Annotated in this window: 20 protein-coding genes; 9 read left to right on the top strand and 11 right to left on the bottom strand. The window is 43.1% G+C overall.

The genetic code is table 11. The features are described from left to right. Positions 1 to 33 precede the first annotated feature (33 nt). The 6 genes from ACR63N_RS09065 to paaN form a co-directional block, all read right to left on the bottom strand. Positions 34 to 870 carry an enoyl-CoA hydratase-related protein gene (locus ACR63N_RS09065; RefSeq protein WP_367104136.1) on the bottom strand — a complete coding sequence of 279 codons (837 nt, stop codon included), beginning with the start codon at positions 868 to 870 and terminating at the stop codon, positions 34 to 36. Positions 871 to 872: 2 nt separating this feature from the next. Continuing rightward, entirely contained in the window at positions 873 to 1,649 is a 777-nt protein-coding gene (locus ACR63N_RS09070; protein WP_367104135.1) for an enoyl-CoA hydratase/isomerase family protein, read from the bottom strand. Positions 1,650 to 1,785: 136 nt separating this feature from the next. Then, positions 1,786 to 3,072 (bottom strand): phenylacetate--CoA ligase family protein, encoded by a 1,287-nt coding sequence (locus ACR63N_RS09075; protein WP_367104134.1) that lies wholly within the window; start codon positions 3,070 to 3,072, stop codon positions 1,786 to 1,788. Between the two features lie 99 nt (positions 3,073 to 3,171). Further along, positions 3,172 to 3,732, bottom strand: a complete 561-nt coding sequence (locus ACR63N_RS09080; protein ID WP_367107035.1) for a hotdog fold thioesterase — start codon at positions 3,730 to 3,732, stop codon at positions 3,172 to 3,174. Next, positions 3,722 to 5,263, bottom strand: a complete 1,542-nt coding sequence (locus ACR63N_RS09085) for a 3-hydroxyacyl-CoA dehydrogenase NAD-binding domain-containing protein (protein WP_367107036.1) — start codon at positions 5,261 to 5,263, stop codon at positions 3,722 to 3,724. The genes ACR63N_RS09080 and ACR63N_RS09085 overlap by 11 nt, the downstream gene beginning before the upstream one ends. A gap of 212 nt (positions 5,264 to 5,475) precedes the next feature. Then, positions 5,476 to 7,161 carry a phenylacetic acid degradation protein PaaN gene (paaN, locus tag ACR63N_RS09090; RefSeq protein ID WP_367104131.1) on the bottom strand — a complete coding sequence of 562 codons (1,686 nt, stop codon included), beginning with the start codon at positions 7,159 to 7,161 and terminating at the stop codon, positions 5,476 to 5,478. Between the two features lie 400 nt (positions 7,162 to 7,561). Between paaN and ACR63N_RS09095 the strand changes: the two genes are divergently transcribed. The 8 genes from ACR63N_RS09095 to ACR63N_RS09130 all read left to right on the top strand — a co-directional run bounded on the left by ACR63N_RS09095 (position 7,562) and on the right by ACR63N_RS09130 (position 14,384). Beyond that, complete coding sequence (locus tag ACR63N_RS09095) at positions 7,562 to 8,365, top strand: enoyl-CoA hydratase-related protein (RefSeq protein ID WP_367104130.1); 804 nt, start codon at positions 7,562 to 7,564, stop codon at positions 8,363 to 8,365. 120 nt (positions 8,366 to 8,485) lie between these two features. Further along, positions 8,486 to 8,938, top strand: coding sequence for a PaaI family thioesterase (locus ACR63N_RS09100; RefSeq protein WP_367104129.1), 453 nt, complete (start codon positions 8,486 to 8,488; stop codon positions 8,936 to 8,938). Between the two features lie 187 nt (positions 8,939 to 9,125). Beyond that, a complete protein-coding gene (gene paaA, locus ACR63N_RS09105; RefSeq protein ID WP_367104128.1) occupies positions 9,126 to 10,064 on the top strand; it encodes a 1,2-phenylacetyl-CoA epoxidase subunit PaaA in 939 nt (312 codons plus the stop codon). A 196-nt stretch (positions 10,065 to 10,260) separates the two neighbouring features. Continuing rightward, positions 10,261 to 10,542 carry a 1,2-phenylacetyl-CoA epoxidase subunit PaaB gene (paaB, locus tag ACR63N_RS09110; RefSeq protein ID WP_367104127.1) on the top strand — a complete coding sequence of 94 codons (282 nt, stop codon included), beginning with the start codon at positions 10,261 to 10,263 and terminating at the stop codon, positions 10,540 to 10,542. A 28-nt stretch (positions 10,543 to 10,570) separates the two neighbouring features. After that, a complete protein-coding gene (gene paaC / locus ACR63N_RS09115; RefSeq protein WP_367104126.1) occupies positions 10,571 to 11,344 on the top strand; it encodes a 1,2-phenylacetyl-CoA epoxidase subunit PaaC in 774 nt (257 codons plus the stop codon). Between the two features lie 37 nt (positions 11,345 to 11,381). After that, on the top strand, positions 11,382 to 11,873 hold the full coding sequence (gene paaD, locus ACR63N_RS09120; protein WP_367104125.1) for a 1,2-phenylacetyl-CoA epoxidase subunit PaaD: 492 nt from the start codon (positions 11,382 to 11,384) through the stop codon (positions 11,871 to 11,873). 87 nt (positions 11,874 to 11,960) lie between these two features. Then, complete coding sequence (locus tag ACR63N_RS09125) at positions 11,961 to 13,028, top strand: 2Fe-2S iron-sulfur cluster-binding protein (RefSeq protein ID WP_367104124.1); 1,068 nt, start codon at positions 11,961 to 11,963, stop codon at positions 13,026 to 13,028. A gap of 285 nt (positions 13,029 to 13,313) precedes the next feature. Then, positions 13,314 to 14,384, top strand: coding sequence for a TRAP transporter substrate-binding protein (locus tag ACR63N_RS09130; protein WP_367104123.1), 1,071 nt, complete (start codon positions 13,314 to 13,316; stop codon positions 14,382 to 14,384). Between the two features lie 135 nt (positions 14,385 to 14,519). Here the strand turns inward: ACR63N_RS09130 and ACR63N_RS09135 are convergent, their stop codons facing one another. From ACR63N_RS09135 to ACR63N_RS09145, 3 genes are read right to left on the bottom strand one after another with little or no spacing between them, the layout of a single operon-like run. Beyond that, positions 14,520 to 15,284 carry an SDR family oxidoreductase gene (locus ACR63N_RS09135; RefSeq protein WP_367104178.1) on the bottom strand — a complete coding sequence of 255 codons (765 nt, stop codon included), beginning with the start codon at positions 15,282 to 15,284 and terminating at the stop codon, positions 14,520 to 14,522. Positions 15,285 to 15,321: 37 nt separating this feature from the next. After that, the gene (locus ACR63N_RS09140) at positions 15,322 to 16,125 is read right to left on the bottom strand and encodes an SDR family NAD(P)-dependent oxidoreductase (RefSeq protein ID WP_367104122.1); all 804 of its coding nucleotides are present in this window, start codon (positions 16,123 to 16,125) and stop codon (positions 15,322 to 15,324) included. Between the two features lie 50 nt (positions 16,126 to 16,175). After that, a complete protein-coding gene (locus ACR63N_RS09145; protein ID WP_367104121.1) occupies positions 16,176 to 17,996 on the bottom strand; it encodes an acyl-CoA dehydrogenase in 1,821 nt (606 codons plus the stop codon). 365 nt (positions 17,997 to 18,361) lie between these two features. On the opposite strand from ACR63N_RS09145, the gene ACR63N_RS09150 reads away from it, so the two are divergent. Continuing rightward, positions 18,362 to 19,360: a GlxA family transcriptional regulator gene (locus ACR63N_RS09150; RefSeq protein ID WP_367107037.1), complete on the top strand. Its 999-nt coding sequence runs from the start codon at positions 18,362 to 18,364 to the stop codon at positions 19,358 to 19,360. Positions 19,361 to 19,376: 16 nt separating this feature from the next. Here the strand turns inward: ACR63N_RS09150 and amaA are convergent, their stop codons facing one another. Next, on the bottom strand, positions 19,377 to 20,663 hold the full coding sequence (amaA, locus tag ACR63N_RS09155) for an L-pipecolate oxidase (RefSeq protein WP_367107038.1): 1,287 nt from the start codon (positions 20,661 to 20,663) through the stop codon (positions 19,377 to 19,379). A gap of 23 nt (positions 20,664 to 20,686) precedes the next feature. Next, a complete protein-coding gene (nhaC, locus tag ACR63N_RS09160) occupies positions 20,687 to 22,171 on the bottom strand; it encodes a Na+/H+ antiporter NhaC (protein WP_472781896.1) in 1,485 nt (494 codons plus the stop codon). Positions 22,172 to 22,359 lie beyond the last annotated feature (188 nt).

The raw sequence follows: 22,359 nt of genomic DNA on the forward strand, positions 1-22,359 counted from the left end.
CTCAGTTGCTTATTCTCAATGAGTTATCCTTGATTACTTATCTTGCCAATTCGGTTTGCGTCTCTCCAAAAAAGCCTGCATGCCTTCTTTTTGATCCTCTAAGGCAAAGGTGGCATAAAAGTTTTGCTGCTCATATTGCATGCCATTTTTCAAACTGGACTCATGAGCATAATCCACTACTTTTTTGGCCATGCTAATTACAGGTTTGGAGCGCTTAGCGATGTTACTGGCGATATACAATGCCTCTGCAAGCACTTTATCGTCATCAATAACTCGTGAGATTAGGCCGCTACGCTCGGCTTCTATCGCAGTTAGTGTCTTACCGCTTAATATGACATCCATAGCTTTGGCTTTACCTACTGCTCGTATGAGCCGCTGCGTACCCCCGGCACCAGGGATAATACCTAAACCTGCCTCAGGTAGCCCAAAAGTTGCGCTGTAACCTGCGACTATAATGTCGCACAGCATGGCAAGCTCACAGCCGCCACCTAGTGCTAGGCCATTTACAGCAGCTACTATAGGAATATGACGCTGCTCAAGTTTTGACCATATCGAAGTTACATACTGCTCCTCGGTCACTTGCGCGTAGCTTTTACCGCTCATCTCACTGATATCGCCGCCAGCAGCAAAGGCCTTTTGACTACCTGTTAATACAAAACAACGCGCTTCATGGTTTTGCAGTAGAGTAATCACGTCACTTAGCTGACGCATCAATTCATCGTTTAGAGCGTTGAGCACTTTAGGTCTATTTAAAGATAGCTGATAAACACCAAAGTCGTGTTTGTTGACGTTTACCAGCTCATATTTTTCTAGGATAGTTTTTATATCATTTGTCAGCTCTTTCGATTTTGCTACTGAGTCCTTTTTCATAATTAATTTCCCGTAAATTTGGCGTGCCTTTTTTCTTTAAAAGCGGTAATGCCTTCTGTTTTATCAGTCGTAGAGGCCAACATAGAAAAAGCTTGGCGCTCAAAACTCATGGCCGTCTCAAGACCCATCTCTACTGAGTTATTCAATGATTGCTTGGCTTGGCTAATAGCAAATGGCGCATTTCTAGCGATCTTAGTCGCAACCGACACTGCCGCTTCTAGCACATCGTCAGCCACTAAATCAGTCACCACACCCCACTCGGCCATAGTAGACGCTGGCATAATCTCGCCTGAATATATCATTCTTGCAGCGCGGTTTTTACCAATAAGCCTTGGCAGAATTTGTGTACCGCCAGCGCCCGGCATCAATCCAAGCTTGACTTCTGGTAGTCCAAATTTGGCATTGATATGTGCCAAAGCAAAATCGCAAGACAATAACAGCTCCATACCACCGCCAAGACAATAGCCTTCAACTGCGGCGATGATAGGAATTGGACATTGTCTGATACGGCGCCAAGCACTGACCCGCGCATCTAGCAACGCTTGTTTTGGACTTAATGTTGCAATCTCATCAATATCAGCACCCGCAGCGAAATCTCCTGACAGCCCATGTATAACGATGACTCTAGCCGATTCTGTATTGACTAAAAACTCTAGAGTATCGGCTAGATGTACTACTAGCTCGGTATTGAGGGCGTTCTTACGCTCAGGACGGTTGAGACCCAATTGATAAACACCATTATCCAATGCGGTAACCTGCAAAAATACCTTTTGTTCCATAAGTTCCTTCCTATTTATTCTAAAGTCTCATTTTCAACGGTTTAATTTTTTGGGTGTAGGCTAATGATGCTAAAAAGAGGCTTAAAGGTTGTCCTATAAGCCCTCTTAGTTGATTCTAAAAAAATTGACTTAACTACTACATGTTTCTACGTAAGTCCATAACCCGTTTAGCTTTGCCCTCTGAGCGCGGCAAAATACCAACAGGCTCAATAATGACATCGACACTAGCGCCAATATTCGATTTAATGTTGTAAATAAGCTCATTTTTCAACCGTGAGCTGGATTGATCTTCGTCAACTGGCTCTACACGTATACGTAGCTGATCCATAGCACCCATGCGGTAACGCTCTATTAGGTAGTTAGAGGATAGGCCAGATACTTTCATAATCTGCTCTTCTAGCAGGGAAGGATAAATATTGACCCCGCGCAAAATAATCATATCATCATTGCGAGCGGTTATTTTCTCAATACGGCGCATTGAGCGCACATCTCCTGGTAGGATACGGGTAATATCACCCGTGCGATAACGCAAAACAGGCATCGCCTCTTTCATAAGAGTGGTGATGACCAGCTCGCCTTGCTCACCATCAGGTAATACTTCACCCGTTTCTGGATTAATGATTTCAGGATAGAATAAATCCTCCCAAAAGGTGAGTCCGCCTTTGCTGACGACTGATTCTTGCGCAACACCAGGACCTACTACCTCAGAGAGTCCATAAATATCTACCGCATCCATATCAAAACGCTCCTCAATATGAGTACGCATCTCATTGGTCCATGGTTCAGCGCCAAAGATACCGACACGCAAACTGGTCTTACGCGGATCTTGCCCCATTTTCTCCATAGCTTCTGCGATATTAACCATATAAGAGGGGGTGACCATCATCGCCTCCGGTCTGAGCTCTTCAATGATCTGAATTTGACGATTGGTCATACCCCCTGAGATGGGGATAACCATAGCACCCAGTTTTTCAGCGCCATAATGCGCGCCCATGCCGCCAGTGAACAGCCCATAACCATAAGCCACTTGCACTATATCATCTGAGGTTACCCCAGCAATAGCCAATGAGCGTGCTACCGCCTCTGACCACATCTCAATATCGTTACGAGTATAAGCAACGATAGTAGGCTTCCCTGTCGTGCCGGATGAACCATGTAACCTGACGACCTCACGGCGCTCGGAGCAAAGTAGTTTTAGCGGATAATTATCCCTAAAGTCATTTTTGACCATAAAGGGAATTTTGCTAATATCTTCTAACGACTTAATATCATCGGGATGTACATCGGCGCTTGCCAAACGGTTTTTCCAAAAATCGTTATTTTCAAAAGCATGTTTGACGGTTTGTTTAAGACGTTTTAATTGCAGGGCAGATATCTCATCACGAGAGGCAACTTCGATACGGTTGTAATATTCTAAACTCATTTTAAATTCCTTCTTAAAATAGTGACTAAACTGGGTTAATAAGTTTGTATAACGTTGGATATGATAATGCGCTTGACAGAAATATTTTAAAAGCAGCGATTACAAATGGTTTTGACCCTTCAACGAGCGGCTAAATCCTTGAAATTCAGCGATCAGCTCACCGTTGTCCCCGCAAGTGATCTCTATACGGTAAGATCCGGAGCGCCCATGCACCCCTGATTCATATGCATAAGCATACAGCTCATCACCGATCTTAGCAGGACGCCAATAAGCAATTGTACAAATATGACCCACGGTGATTTGATTATGAGCGTTACAAATATGTGCAAAGGTAGTATCCGCTAAGCTAAATATAGCGCCGCCATGGCAGTTGCCATGTCCGTTTGAATGAAAGGGTTGAACTTGCATTTTACACACCGAGTAGCCCGCTTTAGCCGTGACTATCTCAATGCCTAAATGCTGTGAATAATGATCTTCAGCCAACATCTTATTAGCGATAGTTAATGCTTTCTCATCCGCGCCTTTTTGAGCGTCATCACCAATCTTAGTGTTGTTAGATACATTTAGACTTGCGTCTAAAGGCAACGAGCTATTGTAACTTGGCGCTCTTGTTGACTCGTTGCTTATATTTGCTTGGCCATTATCATTGTTATAAGCCATTGCTAGCTCCTTTTTGCATATCATTTAGTTGCATAGCCAGCATACGCGGTACTACGTAACGGCCGCTACCATACATTTGGCGTAGCGCTGTGAGTGTATTGACAATGATCTCAACTCCGATAAATTCCAGCCATTCAAAAGCGCCTAGCGGATAATTAACCCCACCTTTGAGCGCGCTGTCGATTCCCTCAGGACTAGCGATACCTTGCGTGGCACAAATGACGGCTTCATTGATAATCATACTAATAACGCGTAGATTAATTAAACCGGGACAATCAGCAACTTCGATCCAATCAATCTTACCTAAAGTTTGCGGTAGTTTACCGGTCATCAGATCAGTCGCTTTAGGCCCAACAGCTATCGCTACCGCTGCCTCGTTTTTATCAGGATGTTTGATATCTACTAGTACAACTGGAACTTGTAGCGCTGCTTCCCAATCTTCAGCTAGCTTGCCATCTGAGGCGTATAAATGGACGTTGTTTTCTAAAACGCCGATAAGAGCGTCTAATGTTGGTGCGTCCGCTAGAGCGGCTTTTGACATCAAGTCGCTATCAGTACCTTGAACATCTTTATTATTTAATTGCTCAATGATCCAAGGATGCTTGCCATAAGCTGAGAAACTTACCCGTTGTTGATTTGTCTTTGTGGAAGAATCTTGAGTATTTTTAGCGCTATCATCATAGTCATAAAAACCTCTGCCACTCTTGCGACCTAGGAAGCCTGCTTCCACTAAGCTACCTTGTATATAACTTGGACGCAGGTGTGCCGGGTAAAACAGGCTGTCGAACAAAGAGCAGCTCACCGCATAATTGATATCTTGCCCAATAAAATCCGTCAATTCACAAGGCCCCATCTTAAAGCCAGCGCTACGGATACTGGCATCAAGGTTGGCAGGCGTGGTGATTTGATCTTCAAGCAGCCGAAAGCTTTCGGTATAAAAAGGACGGGCGACGCGATTGACGATAAATCCCGGCGTATTTTTGCAGCGTACGGGCGATTTGCCCCAGCTTTGCATAAGATCCATACAGGTTTGGGTAGTTTTAGCATCGGTTTGTAGCGCGTCGATGACTTCAACTAAAGGCATGATGCCGGGCGGATTAAAAAAGTGCAAGCCAATAAAGCGCTGCGGATTTGCCAGCGCTGAGGCGATAGCGGTGACAGACAAAGAGGAGGTGTTGGTCGCCAAAATAGCGTCAGGGCTAACAATAGATTCAAGCTTGCTAAAAACTTGCTGCTTGATATCCATACGCTCAACGATGGCTTCGATAACCAGTTTTGCATCAGTCAACTGACTGCTATCCTCACTTAGGGTAAGCGAGGATAGCCAGCTGTCTTTTTGGGATTGGGTGATTTTTTGTTTTTTGACAAATTTGGTGAATAGATCGTCAAGTGCTGACTTCGCAGACTGTAGTTGCTCGTCTGCTTGATCGACAAGTACGACACTGTGGCCTGCTTGTAGCGCCAGCTGCACTATGCCTTGACCCATGGTACCGGCACCGATGACACCAACGATGACATTCTCGTTACTCATACTACATCCTTGTATATCATAAAACTTATGTATCTATGATCAGCGTTTATACCCACCAATAACGGTATAAATAAGATAGAAGACCAAAACAATAAAGCCTACTGCGTATCGCTAATAGGCTCTATTAGTAGTTTATAGGTACCTTTGTAGGTACTCTAAAATAAGCCTAATTTCTTAACTTATATATTAAACTTTGATATAGACCTCAAGGCTTAATTAGTCTGTTCGCGAACCGTAACCCAACCAAAACGCGGGGCTACAAAACCCAAATCGGTCAAGCAGGTATTAGCCGCAGGATTAAGACCTGAACCATGAAAGTCTGAATAAGCACTGGACTGATTGACATAAACGCCGCCAGTCAAGTTCACGGATAGTGGCGAGCCTGCGTCCGCAATCTCGTCCATAGCCTGCTGTTTGAAATCTTCTGCTGTGCTATACAAAGCCGTGGTCATTGCACCATGCTGCTCAATACTGTCACAAACCAGCTCAAGTGCGTTTTGCGCATCATCGGTAGCGATCACATAAGCTATCGGACCAAACTGCTCTTCATACATCTCTGCATCATCTTTACTGACTTTGATGAGCTGCGGTTTGGCTGTTTTGGCATCAGGGAAATCAGCGTAATCTGCGGTTTTCATCCCAAGTACAAAGGTTTTATTACTATCGGCGCTTTGCTGTACGCGTTTATTAACATCTTCGCTGTTTAACGCCCCTAGTAAGGCAAAAGCACGTCTGTCATCACCTAATAACTTCTCAGTTGCGGTAGCGATACCAGCAGCGACTTCATCAAAGCTCTTATGACCATCGTTGGTGTCAATACCGTCTTTTGGGATATAAATATTTTGCGGCGCGGTACACATCTGACCTGAATATAGCGATAACGAGAAAGCAATATTGCTGGTCATTGCTCTAAAATTATCGGTTGATTCGATAAGAATATTATTAAGACCCGCTTGTTCTAAATACAGTTGTACGCCATCGGTATTCTTCTTGAGCCAATCACCGAAGGTATTACCACCAGTAAAATCAATCATCTTAATACGATCATCTTGGACAATATCTTGTGTATAGCTATGATCGCCATTAGAGATCGCCAGTTGTACCACATCAGGGTTGATATCATTGTCTTGTAAGACTTCACGCATGATATCGACAGTGATAGCCAAAGGTAGGATTGCTTTATCTGAGGGCTTAACGATAACGCTGTTACCCGTCGATAAGCTGGCAAATAGTCCAGGATAACCATTCCACGTCGGGAAAGTGGCGCAGCCAATCATAACGCCAACGCCTTTACCGCGGGGTTTAAAGGTCTTATCCATCTTAACTGAGATGAGATTGCCTTCTTTGTCTTTCCCTGTCACTTTATCCCACTGGATAGTCTTGGCAGTTGATTCTATAGCATTGGCCGCATAAGCAACCGTTTCTAGACCGCGTTCTAGCGCATGGGCGCTACCTGCTTGAAACGACATCATATAAGGCTGACCGGTGGTATGCATGATGCTATGCACCATCAAAAACGACTGCTTAGATAGTCTATCAAGCATCTCCATACAAATCCCAAAACGGGTGTCGTTGTCAAGCTTACGCCACTGTTTTTGAGCCTGTTGTGAGCGTTCTAATAAAGTATCTTTATCAAGTTTTGGGTATTGCATACTCATGTCAATACCATAAGGGGATGTGGCATCGCATTGAACATACTCGGCATCTTGCATAGGTACTTTAAATTCGTACTTGCCGCCTAAGAGCGCCTTGAAATCATCTTCGCCCTTCTGCTTTGAGCCTTCACCAAAATGCTTCTCGCTAGGCATCTCTGGATAAGCTGACCATTCTTCCCGAGTATGGATAACGTCTCTGGCCTTTGATAAGGTCTCTTCATGTTTTTCGTATAAATCTGACATTTACTGCTCCTTGTAGGGATTAAAATAGCTATTACAGTCTTTACGTTTTGTTAACCTAATCTTTTTTACTTTTAGAGTTTTACTTTTATTCGTTGATACATCCTAATAAGTTAAAAAACCATACTACATTATGATTTGTGATGCAATAGAGTGTACACTAGTACACAAAATATAGTTAAGCTAGTGTCTTTGTATTGTTGTTTAATATCAATAACTTATAATAATAATTAATATAAAAGACACGTCAAATTTTATTATTTTTGGCTGTTTTTCTTTTTTTAGCTTGTCTATATTGATAATATTCACTACTATTATTGAACAAGCACTATGGTATAAAAAACCTTAACCTATTTTTAAAAACTAACCTATTTTCAAAGAACTCAATGGACTGAGAATAATAATGACTGCTAAAACCAATTCATCAGATACTATTCAGCTGACCATTCAAAATGGTGTCGCAACTATCACCCTAAATCGTCCCAAACAGCTCAACTCGTTCAATGAAGAGATGCATAAAGCTCTAGCCGCTACCCTTGATGAGGTAGTAGAAGACGAACAAGTAAGAGCCGTTATTATCACCGGTGCAGGCAAAGGCTTCTGTGCTGGACAAGATCTGGGCAATCGCGACCCTCGTAAGCAGACCTATGATTTAGGTCAAACCATTACTGAGTTTTACAACCCCTTAATGAGACGTCTAAAAGATTTAGGTAAGCCTACTATCGCAGTCGTGAACGGTGTCGCGGCTGGCGCTGGTATTGGTATTGCTTTGGCTTGTGATATCGTTTTATGTGCTGATAAAGCCAAATTTGCTATGGCTTTTGGCAAAATAGGTTTGGTACCAGACTCAGGCCTGACATGGACTTTAGTACAACTCGTTGGCCTTGCCCGCGCTAAAGCTTTGGTACTGACCAATGCCACTTTGAGTGCTGAGCAAGCTTTAGAATATGGTTTGGTTTGGAGGGTTTATGAGTCCGAGAGACTTATGGATGAAGCTCTTGCTCTGGCAACTGCCCTAGCTCATGGTCCAGCGCTTGGTACCGCACTGACTATCAAAGCATTAAATGCTGCCACTTATAACTCATTAGAAGAGCAACTTAAGCTTGAAGCCAATTATCAGCAACAAGCCGGTTTTAGTGATGACTATAAAGAAGGCGTTACCGCTTTTTTAGAAAAGCGTCCTGCCGTTTTTTATAAAAACAAATAGCACCATTAGAGCTAATAGGAAAATTAATAGAAACCTAGTTTAGATTTTAAATAATTTGCTGTTTTTAGATTTTAAAAAACCATTTAGAATAAAATACATCTTGATTGGAATTTTTTACTAATGATTAAAGCGAATGCTAATATTACGACAAAGTATGGTCATATTATTGATAAACAAATCAATGATGTTTTTCCTGCTTGGGTACTCAATAATTTCTCGGTAGAGATAATAGAACTAACAGCAGGTAAGGCTTTATATGAGTTGGCTTACAATCCTGATTTATATAGAAAAGTGCCTGCACCAAATGCTTATGAGCTTCTATCAGGTCAAGCCGTTATGGCTTTAGCAGACTCGTTATTGGTTTTTCCGGTTTTGGCTCAAATCGAGCAAGATAGAGAAATAGTCACTTTAAATTCGAGTACTGAGTTTTTAAGACCCGTAAAGTCTGGTAAAGTTACTATCAAGGCTAAAGTGATACGTGCAGGCAGTAAGGTAATTAGAGGTCAGGTAGAAATACTTGATACAAATAATGAACTGTGTGCCCTATCAATAATATGCTATATTTATATCTAATTATACTTTTTACAATGTAATTTGATGTTATATAGTTATTATTATATAATTAGTAGTATACAATTTTTAAATATCAGCCTCTAAATATAATGTAGATTTTAAAGCTTATTTAGACTCTATGTTATTAGAATACTAGACAGCTAATACCTTCTACTATTCATGGAAAGCCTATAACAAGGAGTAAATTATGAGTAATGCTGAGCTTAACAAGTTTGAAGATAAAATTGCCCGTGATGTCAAAATAGAGCCAAGAGACTGGATGCCAGAAGCTTATCGTGAGAGTTTGATCCGTCAAATATCACAACATGCTCACTCTGAGATCGTTGGTATGTTGCCAGAAGCGAACTGGCTAACTCGCGCGCCTTCATTGCGCCGTAAGTCCATTTTGATGGCTAAGATTCAAGACGAAGCGGGGCATGGTCTTTATTTGTACTGTGCAGCAGAGACGTTAGGCGCTGAGAGACAAGCGACTATTGATGCTATGCTTGAGGGTAAGATGAAGTACTCGTCTATTTTTAACTATCCTACTAGAAGCTGGGCGGATATGGGTATGATTGGTTGGCTAGTAGATGGCGCAGCTATTGTTAATCAGGTAGCTTTACAGCGTACTTCTTACGGTCCTTATGCTCGCGCTATGGTACGTATCTGTAAAGAAGAGTCTTTTCACCAACGTCAAGGCTATGAGTTATTGACCGAGCTGGTCAAAGAAGGCAATGATGAACAAAGAGCGATGGTACAAGATTCAATCAATCGTTTTTGGTGGCCGGCACTAATGATGTTTGGACCTCACGACAAGGATTCGACTAACACTGATCAATCATTGGAGTGGAAAATCAAACGTTTTGGTAATGATGAGCTGCGTCAAAAGTTCATTGACATAACCGTACCGCAAGCAGAGTACTTAGGTTTGACTATCCCTGATCCTGATCTAAAGTGGAATGAAGAAACGGGGCATTATGACCATGGTCCAATAGACTGGCAGGAGTTTAAACAAGTGGTCCGTGGTTACGGTCCTTGTAACAAAGATCGCATGAACACCCGTCGTCAGGCTCAAGAAGAAGGCAAATGGGTCGTTGAAGCTGGACTTGCCTATGATGCCAAACAAAGAGTAAAAAAAGCAGCTTAATCAACTTTTTCGATCAAGTAGCTTTTTTATATACTTTCAAAATTAGTCTACCTAGAGTGGCGATAGTTAACTATTATCGCTACTCATTATTTTTTAATTCTATCTATTCTTAATTAACACATCATCAGATGGATCTGATTGTCAGAAAACGTTTCAGTTACTATCTGATATTCCTTCCAAGCTAAAGGAGTTAGCAATGAGTAAACCGCTACTATACGAAGTATTCATCAGAGCCAAAGCTGGCTTATCTCATCAGCATGTCGGGTCCCTACATGCCACCGATGATGAGATGGCACTACAAAACGCTCGCGATTTATATACCCGCCGCAGTGAAGGTACCTCTATTTGGGTGGTTAGATCTAATAGTATTACCTCGCTAGATTTTGACGATCAAGAGAGCTACTTAGAACCATCCGCTGATAAAATTTATCGTCATCCTACTTTTTATACGATTCCAGATGAAGTGGGCCATATGTAATTGACGATATTTATTAATGGATACTGTTATGAATACTACTGCTATAAATAATGAAAAAACGCTTTTTGATTACGCCCTACGCTTAGGCGATACTACGCTGATACTAGCGCAGCGTCATTGTGAATGGGTGGGTCATGCGCCCACTATCGAAGAAGAATTGGCGCTTGCAAATATTGGCCTAGATACTTTAGGTCAGGCTATGGCTTGGTTAGAGGTGGCAGCTGAGCACGACGAAGAAAAAAGAGATGCCGATAGATTGGCTTATTTTCGCAATGAGCGTGAGTATACCAATTATCTGCTAGCTGAGCTGGACAAAGGAGATTTTGCTGTCACCACCTTACGTGGCTTCTTTATTAGTACTTATTTTAATTATCTTTATCAAGAGATGCAAAATAGTAGTGTCGAGGCTTTTAAAGATATTGCTATTAAATCTTCAAAAGAGGTGCAATACCATTATATTCATCAGCGTGCTTGGCTAGTACGTTTGGGTAATGGCACAGAAGAGAGTCACCGAAGATTGCAGGATGCTTTAAATGACCTTTGGGCCTACACCAATGAGCTCTTTGAAGAGGACGAAACTATTCAGTCGGCTGAAGAGCTTGGCATTATAAGCTCTATGTCTGCCATAAAGTCAAAGTGGCGTGAAGATGCTCTTGCCCTTATTGAAGAAGCAGGTCTGACTTTACCGCAAGATACTTACCACCATAGCGGTGGTACGCAAGGTTTGCATACCGAAACCCTTGGTCTGATGCTGGCAGAGATGCAATCTTTACGTCGCCAGTTTCCTGATGCTAAATGGTAGGTGACTAGTAAGTAATGACTAACTGATAGGTACTAATATGACTAAGATTCAACTAACTCCGATGCTTGATATTGATGAGATCAAACAAATCTTGGCTGAAGTGCCTGATCCTGAGGTACCGGTACTTACGTTAGATGATCTAGGTATTATTCGTGATGTCAGTATTGATGATAAAGCTGGAACTATTACAGTTACCCTTACTCCTACTTATATTGGCTGTCCTGCTACCGCTGCTATTAGAAAAATGGTTAGTGATGCTTTAACTGATGCAGGCTATCCTGAGCCCCTTTTAAAAGAGCAGTTGATTCCAGCATGGTCGACGGATTGGATCACACCTGAAGCGATCGTCAAGCTTGAGACTTATGGCATAGCTCCGCCTGGTACAGGAGATGACAATGAGCCCAGACGCTGTCCCAACTGTGGTAGCCTTGAATACCAATTGGTCAGTCAGTTCGGTGCTACGGCCTGTAAATCTCTATATAAGTGTCTTGAATGCAAAGAGCCGTTTGAATACTTTAAATGTCATTAACTCAAAGTTTTACTAGCTTGATCATTTGTTGCAGCTAATTTTAGAAATTTACGACTAACTTCATAGACAAATTTTAAAGGAATAACTATGTCTGTTTATCACCCGCTAAAGGTTGTTGAAGTACTACCTGAAACTGATGAAGCAGTGACACTCAAATTCGATATCCCGCAAGATCTATCAGATCATTTCAAAGCCCTCCCCGGTCAACACCTCAAACTCAAAATGCAAATTGCTGATGAAGATGTTGAGCGTTTTTATTCGATATGCCAAATGGGTGATAATTATCTACGTGTAGGTATTAAAAATGTACCCGAGGGCGTCTTCTCGCAGCATATCTCTAGCACGGTAAAAGAAGGTGATGTTTTAGAGGTTATGGCACCGCAAGGCGACTTTCGCTTGCCGATAGATGATACTGAAGAGATGCAGCGAGCAAAGCAGTATTTATTTGTTGCAGCTGGTAGCGGTGTTACGCCTATCTTGGCAATGACGACCTACTTACTTGAAAACACTGAACATACGCAGGTAGATTTTATTTATATTAATGCCAAGCGACAAACTGTGATGTTTTTTGAGCAGCTAGAAGCACTAAAAAATAAGTATATGGATCGCCTCTCCATCGTTCATGTGTTAACCCGTGAGCCTAGAGATTTAGAGATTTTGTCGGTTCGTCCTGAAGGCGCGCGCTTTGAGCAATTACTATCCGCTTTTATTAATACAGATACCTTGGATCACACTTACTTATGCGGCCCACTACCTATTATCGAAGGTTTTAGAGAGGCTTTGATTGACAAAGGTATTGATAAAAAGAAGATTCATCTTGAATTATTTGGTACCCCTACTAGCCAAACGGTACGTCGTCCTGTTGTCCATAGCGATGCTGATAAACAAATCAAAATCATCTCTGGTGGTCGCGAGCAAGTTATTGGGCTAGCCGAAGGTCAAAGTGTACTTGACGCGGCGATTGATGCAGGTGCAAGTGTACCTTTTGCTTGTAAGGGTGGTGTCTGCGCCACTTGTAAAGCCAAAATGGTTGAAGGCGAGGCGACTATGGACGTCAATTACGGACTTGAAGATTATGAAGTAGATCTTGGCTACGTACTGACCTGCCAGGCTCATGTGCAAACTGAAACGGCGATAGTAGATTTTGATGTTTAACTCTGTTAAATGCTTAAAAAAAGAGCATGCTCGTTACTTACACAGACTACAAAAGATATAGAATATAAGAGAGGTGGTCTGAGAAAAAACTATTAATTTTATAATAAAACCTCATGGATATTGTATTGAATATCCATGAGGTTTTTTTTATTAACTTCATCAAACCATAATTTATATCAAACTGAACAATATTTAGTTGAGAAAAACGATTACATCATTGTAAATTTTGTGTAGTATATTGCAAGTAATTAATGTTTTTAATTTATCTACAAGGAAGTAATAAATATGACTACTAAAGTTAAAGTTGGGGCTATGTTTTTGTCTATGGCAATAGCGCTAGGCATGGCTGGTTGTTCTAATCAAACAGATAGCAATGAAGAGGCTTCTGCTGCTACTGCGACACAGGAAACCACTACTTTACGATTTTCGCATTTTTGGCCAGCAACTTCAGCTATGCATACGGATGTGTTCGCACCTTGGGCTCAAAGGCTAGAAGAAGAATCAGACGGTCGCTTAAAAGTAGAGCTTTATCCCTCAGCAACGCTAAGCAAACCTGATGTTACTTACGATGCTGCTGCTAAGGGTACCATTGATATCGGCTCGCAGGCTCATGGCTACACAGCCGGACGCTTTCCTTTAACAACTATTGCTGAGTTGCCAGGTTTATCGAATTCAGCGGGTCAGATGAGTTGTATGCTACAAACTCTCTATGACGATGGTACGCTTGCGGGCGAATACGAAGATACGCATCTACTATTTATGATGGGTGCAGGTCCTGGGGTATTGCATACCGTAGATACGCCTATTCGTACACCAGCAGATATGAAAGGTATGCGCATTCGTAGACCTTCGGCAGTCGCAGGCGATATCATTGAGGCGACTGGCGCCTCTCCTGTAGGATTACCAGCAACTGATATCTACACCTCTTTGCAAAGAGGTGTTATTGACGGTTTAAGCTTGCCTTGGAGTCCTACTGGTGATTTTAAACTCACAGAGATAACCAGTGCTCATACCAATATCCCCTTTTATAGCTCAGCCTTGCTGGTCACCATGAATAAGGATAAGTATGAAAGCCTGCCTGATGATTTGAAAAAGATCATTGATGATAATTCAGGTAGAGTGATGGCTGACATCGCAGGAGAGATGTTTGATAGAGAAGACGCCAAGTTTATGGAAGAGGCGCGTGCTAAAGGCGATACCATTATTGATATTCCCGATCCCTTAAACGATCCTGATTGGAAAGGTCCTTTATTAGAAGGCACTAATAAATACTTGGCTGACGTTAACGCTTTAGGGTTGGACGCCGATGGAGTTTATGAAAAAGCCCAAGCTGCCAGCGCCGCCTGTGAAGGATAAATTAAGAAGTAATGCTTATATAAATATATCTCTTAAAAGATGACGTATTTAATATCGACATAATATAAAAGGACAAGATTTAAATAACTTGTCCTTTTATTTTGTCCAATTGTGGCTGATAAGGTTGATAAATAATTAAGCCAGCATCCCACCATCGACCAGTACGCACGCACCAGTAGTATAGCTTGAGGCATCAGAGACCAGATATAGAACTGTACCTGCCATCTCATCAGGGTCAGCGACTCGTCCTAATGGAATAGCATGTAGTGCCATATTTAACACTTTCTCATTAGTAGTTAAAGCTGAGGCAAACTTAGTATCGGTAAGCCCCGGCAATAATGCATTGACACGAATATTCAACGGACCACACTCTTTAGCAAAGGCTTTAGTCATACTAATCACCGCCGCTTTGGTAATAGAGTAAATGCCTTGCTTGTCGCCGGCTACAATACCATTAACTGAAGCAGTATTTAAAATAACCCCGCCGCCCTGCTCGCGCATCATTTTACCTGCCGCCGTCGACATAAAGAAATAGCCACGGATATTGACATCGACGGTCTTTTGAAACGCGCCTAAATCGGTATCTAAAATATGTCCATAATAAGGGTTAGCAGCAGCGTTATTAACTAAGATATCAATACGGCCAAACTCATTCTTTATATGCTCAAAGATAGCATCAATCTGCTCCATCTCACCTACATGACAAGCATAGGCGCTGGCCTTATCACCATTCTCGTTAATACTATCAGCGACCGCTTGGCAAGCGTCAATTTTGCGGCTAGAGACAATCACATGGGCACCGTGCGCTGCAAGCAGACGAGCAATAGATTCGCCAATACCGCGACTGGCGCCAGTCACCAATGCAATTTTTCCGGTTAAATCAAATAGGTTTTTCATAATTTTCCCTTATTTGTAAAATACTAAAAGTAATCAATCTCTAAGCTAACATCCCACCATCTAAGGTGAACGCATGACCATTCATAAAGCTGCTCTCATCGCTTGCCAGCCATGCAATCGCGCCTGCGACTTCATCGACTTCTCCTAAACGGCGCATCGGACTAGCTTTAATGGTCGCTTGTTGGGCGCGCTCATCTATTTTTGCCATGGTGCTCTGTACCATTGGCGTATCGATAAAACTGGGGCAAACGGCATTGAAACGAATATTGACCCGCGCGTACTCATGAGCGGCGGACTTGGTCAATCCCATCACCCCATGTTTGGCCGCGCTATAAGCTGACAATAAGGGCGCTGAGCGCAATCCGGCAATGGAGGCAATATTGATGACATGACCGCCGCCATTGGGTGCCATGCAGCCAACCGCCGCGCGCATACAATGCCAGACGCCTTTTAGATTCACCGCGATATTACGGTCAAAGTCCTCTTCGCTGATCTCGTGCATAGGTGCTGGATGATGGTCGATACCAGCATTATTTATGACCACATCTAAACCACCAAGCTTGTCCATAGCAAACTTAAATAGCGCGCGTACCTCTTTACCGCTAGTCACATCTACCTTATGAAAGCTAACGCTATTGCCCGCGTCTTGCCCGCGCTTAGCGACCGCTGCACCTAGCTCCTCATTCAAATCAGCAATCACTACTTTAGCGCCGCGACTGGCTAATAGCAGTGCGCTAGCCGCACCAATACCGGAGGCACCGCCAGTAATTAAAATCCGTTTGTCCGCTACGTTTGACGCGGGTAGATTAACAAGTTCTGTGGTTTGAACGCCATTTATTGTCATTGTTTATTCCTTTAAAGTTTTGATTAAATTTAAATTTTAAATAAATACTTTTAAAACCATTCCGCCTGCATATCGGTGCACACGGCATTATCATTATTAAGCAAAGCAATATCGCGCTGAATGGTTGGCAATTCCCAATCGATATAATATTTTGCCGCTTGGATTTTACCATGATAGAAGTTTTGCTTATCGCTGTCTTTAGTAGAAGAGTTTTGCTCATTAGCAAGCAATTGCTCCGCTTTACTCGCTTGGCGGATCCAAATCCAGCTAACCACGATTGAAGCAAATACATTCATCAAGGCTTGCGCGTTGCCGGTTAAAGTAATGGCTTTTTCAGTCGGTAATATCTTGCTTAAATGTACTAATACTTCATGCAAATGAGCCATATAAGGTGTTAGCTTACCCGCCAATTTTGCCGCCCCTGGTGTGCTGATACTTTCCAAGTCTTGCGTAATCTCACGTTTTAAAACCTGAATGCCCAGACCATCCTTTTGCCACAGTTTACGAAATGACAAATCTAGTGCTTGTACGCCATTAGTACCTTCATGAATAGGATTGAGACGATTGTCGCGCCAATACTGCTCAGCATGATATTCGCGCGTATATCCGGCACCGCCCAACACTTGAATGGCTAAGTCATTGGCCTTGGGACCATATTCAGACGGCCATGCTTTGATGACTGGCGTTAATAAATCTAATAATTCTGACAGCTCGTTTTTGAGGGTTTCGTCATCGGTAGTATTAATACGGTCGATAATATTGGAGCCATAGAGACATAGCGCCATGCCGCCTTCTGTATAAGCCTTTTGTGCCAGCAGCATACGTTTGACATCACCGTGATTGATGATAGCGATGGCTTCATCTTCAGGTTTATTCTTAGGTGCGATGCGACCTTGAGTTCTGTCTTTAGCATAATCAAGCGAGTATTGATAACCGCGATAGCCAATCATCGCCGCACCAAATCCGACTCCAATACGCGCCTCGTTCATCATCTTAAACATATAACGCAGACCAAAATGTGGTTCGCCTACAAGGTAACCATAGCACTCGCCTTTATCACCAAAACTCAAAGCAGTAGAAGTAGTACCACGATAACCCAGTTTGTGCAGCAGTCCGGTGAGATGTACGTCGTTGCGCTCGCCTATTGAGCCATCTTCCTTTAGACGGTATTTGGGCACCACGAATAAAGAGATTCCCTTAACGCCGCCAGGCCCGCCTGGAATTTTTGCCAGTACCAAATGCACGATATTATCGGACAGCTCATGGTCGCCGCCGGAGATATAAATCTTGCTGCCTTTGATACGATAAGAGCCGTCTTCCTGCTCAGTTGCAGTGGTTCTAATATCCGATAACGATGAGCCTGCATGCGGTTCGGTCAAGGCCATCGTACCGGTGAATTCGCCGGTGAGCATACGCGGCATAAAGGCGTCTTTGACCTCGTCGCTGGCAAAATGAGAGATCACATTGATCGCGGCGGTGGTTAAAAAAGGATACGCGGTCGTCGAGGGATTAGCCGCCATAAAATAGCCTGCCACCGCCGTCATTACGGTCTCAGGTAATTGCATACCACCGTCTTCAAAGCTATAACGACCAGCGATAAAGCCGGACTCACGAAAAGCATCAAAGGCTACTTTGACCTCGTCTATCATCGACACCGTTTTACCATTGAAGTAAGGCTCGTCTTTATCGGCAAGGTGGTTGTGCGGTAAAAATAAATTGGTCGCAATTTTATCAGCAGTATCTAATACCGCATCAAAGGTCTCGCGGTTGTGCTCGGAGAACTTAGGATGCTGGGTCAAAGCTTCAACATTTAGTACATCATATAGTTGAAACGGTAATTCAAAGTCATTAATCAGGGTATCGGTGGCCATAGTGTTCTCGTTAAGTCGTGTTTGGTCAGTGAATAATAAAAGTAGTGGTTGTATCAATAGTAATCTAATTTAGCCCTGTACCGTATTGTCATTTATGACATAATTAAGGTGAAAAGCGACATTTATTTATTAGCTATAGCAAAATAATGTGCTAAAAGCACAAGCATACGTCAACTAATCAAATCTAAATATAGTTGTAACACTTCGGAGGTGTAACAGTGCTACTGGGATAAATTTTGCGCAGCCTCTGTGAAATTCATGTAAGCAGCCAGCAAGGAAAATTTATACCAGTAGCACAATGTTGCATATCTTTAAAGTTAAGCCAGCTACAAAACTAAAAGAAAATGATAAAAGGACATAAACCCATGCCAAACCGCGAGCCTTTTAAAGTCATTATCTTGGGATTCGATGGCGTGTTAGGTAGTGTGTTATCAGGGGCGCTGGATCTATTTTCATTTACTGGCGTCAGTTGGCAGCGTTTTTTAGATATGGAGGTGCAGCCTAAATTTAAGGTGCAAATCGCCAGTCTTGGCGGCAGAGATATTCGATGTAGCAACCGCTTAATCATGCAGGCGCACTGTGATATTGCTAAAGTGCAAGACTGCGATTTATTACTTATTCCGACCATTGGCGATTCGATAGATAAGGTTTTGCTACAAAATCGTGAATTACTACCGCATTTACAGCGTCTTGCCAGCACGCAAGCCGATATCGCCAGCAATTGCAGCGGTGCGTTTTTTTTAGCCAAAGCAGGGCTGCTAGACGGCAAAACCGCCACTACCCATTGGGGTTATGCAGATAAGTTTAAAAGCGATTACCCGCTGGTTGACTTGCAAGAGAACCAATTTGTTACTCAGTCAGAGAATATATTTTGCGCGGCGGGCGGTAGTGCTTTTTATGATTTGGCGCTGTTATTGATCGAGCGCTACTGCGGGCGGGAGGTATCAACGCAGGTGGCAAAAACGCAAATTATTGATAGCAAACGTGGCAGTCAAGGCAGCTATAGCAATGTGACTTTGCATAAGCCGCACTCAGATGCCTTGGTTAAAAAGGTGCAAGCCTTTATCGAAAATAATTTTAGTCAGTCCATTGAAGTTAGTACTTTGGCCGCCATGGTCAACATCACCCCACGCACGTTAAACCGGCGCTTTCAGGCTTGTACTGCCATGCGCCCGATTGAGTATATACAAGCGGTGAGAATTGAGCAGGCCAAGCGGCTGTTGGAGTCCAAAGAGGTGACGATAAAGTCGCTTGCTTTTCAAGTTGGTTATAGTGATATCTCATCCTTTAGTCGGCTATTTAAACGCGCAACTGAACTGACGCCAAAACAATATCAGGATAAGTTTTCGCGCTCCAACTCTTAAGAACGCTCTAACCATCTTACCCAATAATCCGCAAACACTGTCCGGCATGATAAAGCGTTAATCCCACCTCGGTAAAAGTGGATTTAAGCGTACTTAGCGGTATTTTGCACTCTTCTAACGTCTTAAACGGCAAAGGAATATTCGCTCTATCTCCACTCAAAATATAATCGGCAAAACATTTACCCATCATAGTTCCCGTGGTGATACCGCGACCATTGTAAGCAGTGGCCGTTATGATACCTTCATCGGGCTCTAATACTCGAAAAATATGATCCGGCGTAAAACCAAATTTACCGCACCACTCATACTGCCAATTAAAGGCGGGCAGATCAGGATAATAGCTTTTTTGCACATTATTGGCCCATGCTTGATAAAAGGATTTGGGTTTAAGCTGGGTGCCGCCTACCGTACCTAATAACAAACGATCGTCCTTGTCACGGCGAAAGCTAGATAGCGCAAGACGTGTGTCCCAGGCGCCCATTTTATGAGGCAAAATGCGCTCGGCTGCCGCGCCCGTTAGCGGCTCAGAAGCAATTTGATAATAATAAACCAGATAAAAGGTCTTTTTAATTTGCGTCCACTCGCCTTCGGTATAGGCATTGGTGGCGATAATGACGCGCTCAGATTTTACGCGAGCTTTAGCGGTTCTGGCATACCAGTAGCCCTCTACTTTTTGTAGTGCTTCAACGGCTGAATGCTCGTAGATAGTTACACCAAGATCTGTCGCTACTTTGGCGAGGCCTCTAACATAAGCCAGCGGATTGATTGTGCCGGCACGGTGATCTAGCAGGGCCTTATTAATGCTTTTGGTGCCGCAGTATTCATGACAGCGACTACCGGTTAATATCTCAACATTGGCACCGCGGCGGCGCAGTTGCTCATATCTGACTTCGACATCGGCCTCACCTTTGGCATTATGAGCCATATGAATGTTGCCGTTTTGCGTCGCTTGCGCGTCGATATCATAACGCTTGATTAAATCAAATACCAAGCTTGGCGCTAGTCCAAGCGCTTCGGTTAAGCGTTCACCTACCGACTCGCCTAAAGTAACGTTCAGATCATCGGGACGCGCCCAAGTTCCTGCATTGACCAAACCTACACTTTTACCTGAACCGCCATTGCCAATCGCTTGACTCTCAAGCAAGACAACTTTAACACCTTTTTCGGCCAAATGTATCGCTGCTGATAGCCCAGTATAACCGCCGCCAATGATACAAACGCTCGCTTGAGTGTCGTTACTTAACTGACTGTAGGTATCAATATTGGGCGCTGTCATGTTCCATAAGCATTGGTCTTGTAACATTGTTAACTTCCCTTATCCTTGACCTACGATGCTTTATTAACAGTAGAGTCCATATTTACAGAAGAAGCAGAATCAATACCTTCTTTTGATGGTTCCTCGCGCGGTATAAACTTATTGGTAAATGCCCATAGCAGTCCAAATAGAGGTGATAACCAACAAGCAAAAGCAAAGGGGGCATAGGTTAATGTGGCTATACCAAGTGTCGCAGCGACGAAGCTGCCGCCCATGTTCCAAGGGATAAGCGGCGATAACAGCGTCCCGCTATCTTCAATGGAGCGTGTCAGTGTCGTGCGCTTATAACCCATCTCTTTGTACTTATCTTTTAATAAGCGTCCAGGCAGCACTAGCGTGGTGTAAACATCGCCTATCAACGTACCGACGCCCAAAACACTAGCATAAGTGGTTAAAATCAGACTTAAACGCGACTTTACCACTTTATTTATTTTTACCATGATCGCTTTGAGCGTACCGTAATGTTCAAGCGAGCCGATAAATGCTAGGGCAAAGATAGTCAAGGTAATGACCCAAGTCATCGACATGACGCCACCCTTTGAGAGCAGCTGATCAACCACCTCAAAGCCAGTCTCACTAACAAAGCCATTTTGCAATACATTAAAAATATCGCTAACCCCTACCCCTTGCATAAAAAACGCGATGAGCGACGCTACAACCACACCGCTTAAAACAGTAGGTATAGCTGGCATTTTCATAACGGCGGCGACAATTACTACCAGAGCTGGCAGTAAAGTAATAATGCTTAAGTTGTAATTGTCAGCCAAGTTGGTTTGCAAAGCTTGAATTGATGACAGATCAATACTGTCATCGCCATAGCCCATGCCAATCCACGCGTAAATAGCCAAAGCGACAATCATGGCAGGAACGGTGGTTGGTAGCATGCCGCGAATATGATCCCAAAGCTCGACGCCAGCGGCGGCAGGCGTCAGGTTAGTGGTGTCTGACAAAGGCGACATTTTATCGCCAAAAAACGCGCCGGAGACAATAGCTCCGCCAGTAAAATGCGCCGGAATACCCAGCCCAACGCCGATGCCCATCATTGCAAGTCCAACCGTACCTACCGTTCCCCACGAAGTACCTGTAGCGACAGAGATAATGGCGCAGATAATACAAACAGAGAATAAAAACGAGGACGGAGAAAAAATACTAAAGCCATAATAAAGAATAGTCGGAACTGTGCCAGCTATGATCCATGATCCGATAAGCATACCAACGCCCATCAGAATAATCATCGCCGGCAGACCTATTTTAATGACTCTTAAAAACCGCTCCTCCATGCCTTCCCAATCACGGCCACGCAGCTTCATAAACAAACCGGTGATCAAAATACCGCAAGCTAATGGAATATGCGGCGTGAAGTCTTTGAATACGAAGAACTGCACCATGAGGATTATGGCAGTCAATACTAAAGGGGCGATATCGAGTAAAAAGCTAGAGGATGGGCCATAGCCATCTCTATTAGGGTCAAAATTACGAGGTCTGGGTTCAAGCATGCGACACCTTCCTTAGTGTTGGCCTAAATGCTAGTAGAGAGTAATATTGGGTTTAAATCTTAATCATTTATCATAGTTGCAACCGATCCATGGCTGCTTATCTTTAATACACTACTGCTAATACACTACTGCTAATACATTACTGATAGAAACTTTAACCAACTTAAGCATTGTTATTGTTAGAGCGT

The organism is Psychrobacter sp. M4, assembly GCF_055699795.1.

Excerpts from the sequence above, each read along its gene's own strand:
- ACR63N_RS09065 (WP_367104136.1), bottom strand. The coding sequence starts at position 870 with ATGAAAAAGGACTCAGTAGCAAAATCGAAAGAGCTGACAAATGATATA.
- ACR63N_RS09070 (WP_367104135.1), bottom strand. The coding sequence starts at position 1,649 with ATGGAACAAAAGGTATTTTTGCAGGTTACCGCATTGGATAATGGTGTT.
- ACR63N_RS09075 (WP_367104134.1), bottom strand. The coding sequence starts at position 3,072 with ATGAGTTTAGAATATTACAACCGTATCGAAGTTGCCTCTCGTGATGAG.
- ACR63N_RS09080 (WP_367107035.1), bottom strand. The coding sequence starts at position 3,732 with ATGGCTTATAACAATGATAATGGCCAAGCAAATATAAGCAACGAGTCA.
- ACR63N_RS09085 (WP_367107036.1), bottom strand. The coding sequence starts at position 5,263 with ATGAGTAACGAGAATGTCATCGTTGGTGTCATCGGTGCCGGTACCATG.
- paaN (WP_367104131.1), bottom strand. The coding sequence starts at position 7,161 with ATGTCAGATTTATACGAAAAACATGAAGAGACCTTATCAAAGGCCAGA.
- ACR63N_RS09095 (WP_367104130.1), top strand. The coding sequence starts at position 7,562 with ATGACTGCTAAAACCAATTCATCAGATACTATTCAGCTGACCATTCAA.
- ACR63N_RS09100 (WP_367104129.1), top strand. The coding sequence starts at position 8,486 with ATGATTAAAGCGAATGCTAATATTACGACAAAGTATGGTCATATTATT.
- paaA (WP_367104128.1), top strand. The coding sequence starts at position 9,126 with ATGAGTAATGCTGAGCTTAACAAGTTTGAAGATAAAATTGCCCGTGAT.
- paaB (WP_367104127.1), top strand. The coding sequence starts at position 10,261 with ATGAGTAAACCGCTACTATACGAAGTATTCATCAGAGCCAAAGCTGGC.
- paaC (WP_367104126.1), top strand. The coding sequence starts at position 10,571 with ATGAATACTACTGCTATAAATAATGAAAAAACGCTTTTTGATTACGCC.
- paaD (WP_367104125.1), top strand. The coding sequence starts at position 11,382 with ATGACTAAGATTCAACTAACTCCGATGCTTGATATTGATGAGATCAAA.
- ACR63N_RS09125 (WP_367104124.1), top strand. The coding sequence starts at position 11,961 with ATGTCTGTTTATCACCCGCTAAAGGTTGTTGAAGTACTACCTGAAACT.
- ACR63N_RS09130 (WP_367104123.1), top strand. The coding sequence starts at position 13,314 with ATGACTACTAAAGTTAAAGTTGGGGCTATGTTTTTGTCTATGGCAATA.
- ACR63N_RS09140 (WP_367104122.1), bottom strand. The coding sequence starts at position 16,125 with ATGACAATAAATGGCGTTCAAACCACAGAACTTGTTAATCTACCCGCG.
- ACR63N_RS09145 (WP_367104121.1), bottom strand. The coding sequence starts at position 17,996 with ATGGCCACCGATACCCTGATTAATGACTTTGAATTACCGTTTCAACTA.
- ACR63N_RS09150 (WP_367107037.1), top strand. The coding sequence starts at position 18,362 with ATGCCAAACCGCGAGCCTTTTAAAGTCATTATCTTGGGATTCGATGGC.
- amaA (WP_367107038.1), bottom strand. The coding sequence starts at position 20,663 with ATGTTACAAGACCAATGCTTATGGAACATGACAGCGCCCAATATTGAT.
- nhaC (WP_472781896.1), bottom strand. The coding sequence starts at position 22,171 with ATGCTTGAACCCAGACCTCGTAATTTTGACCCTAATAGAGATGGCTAT.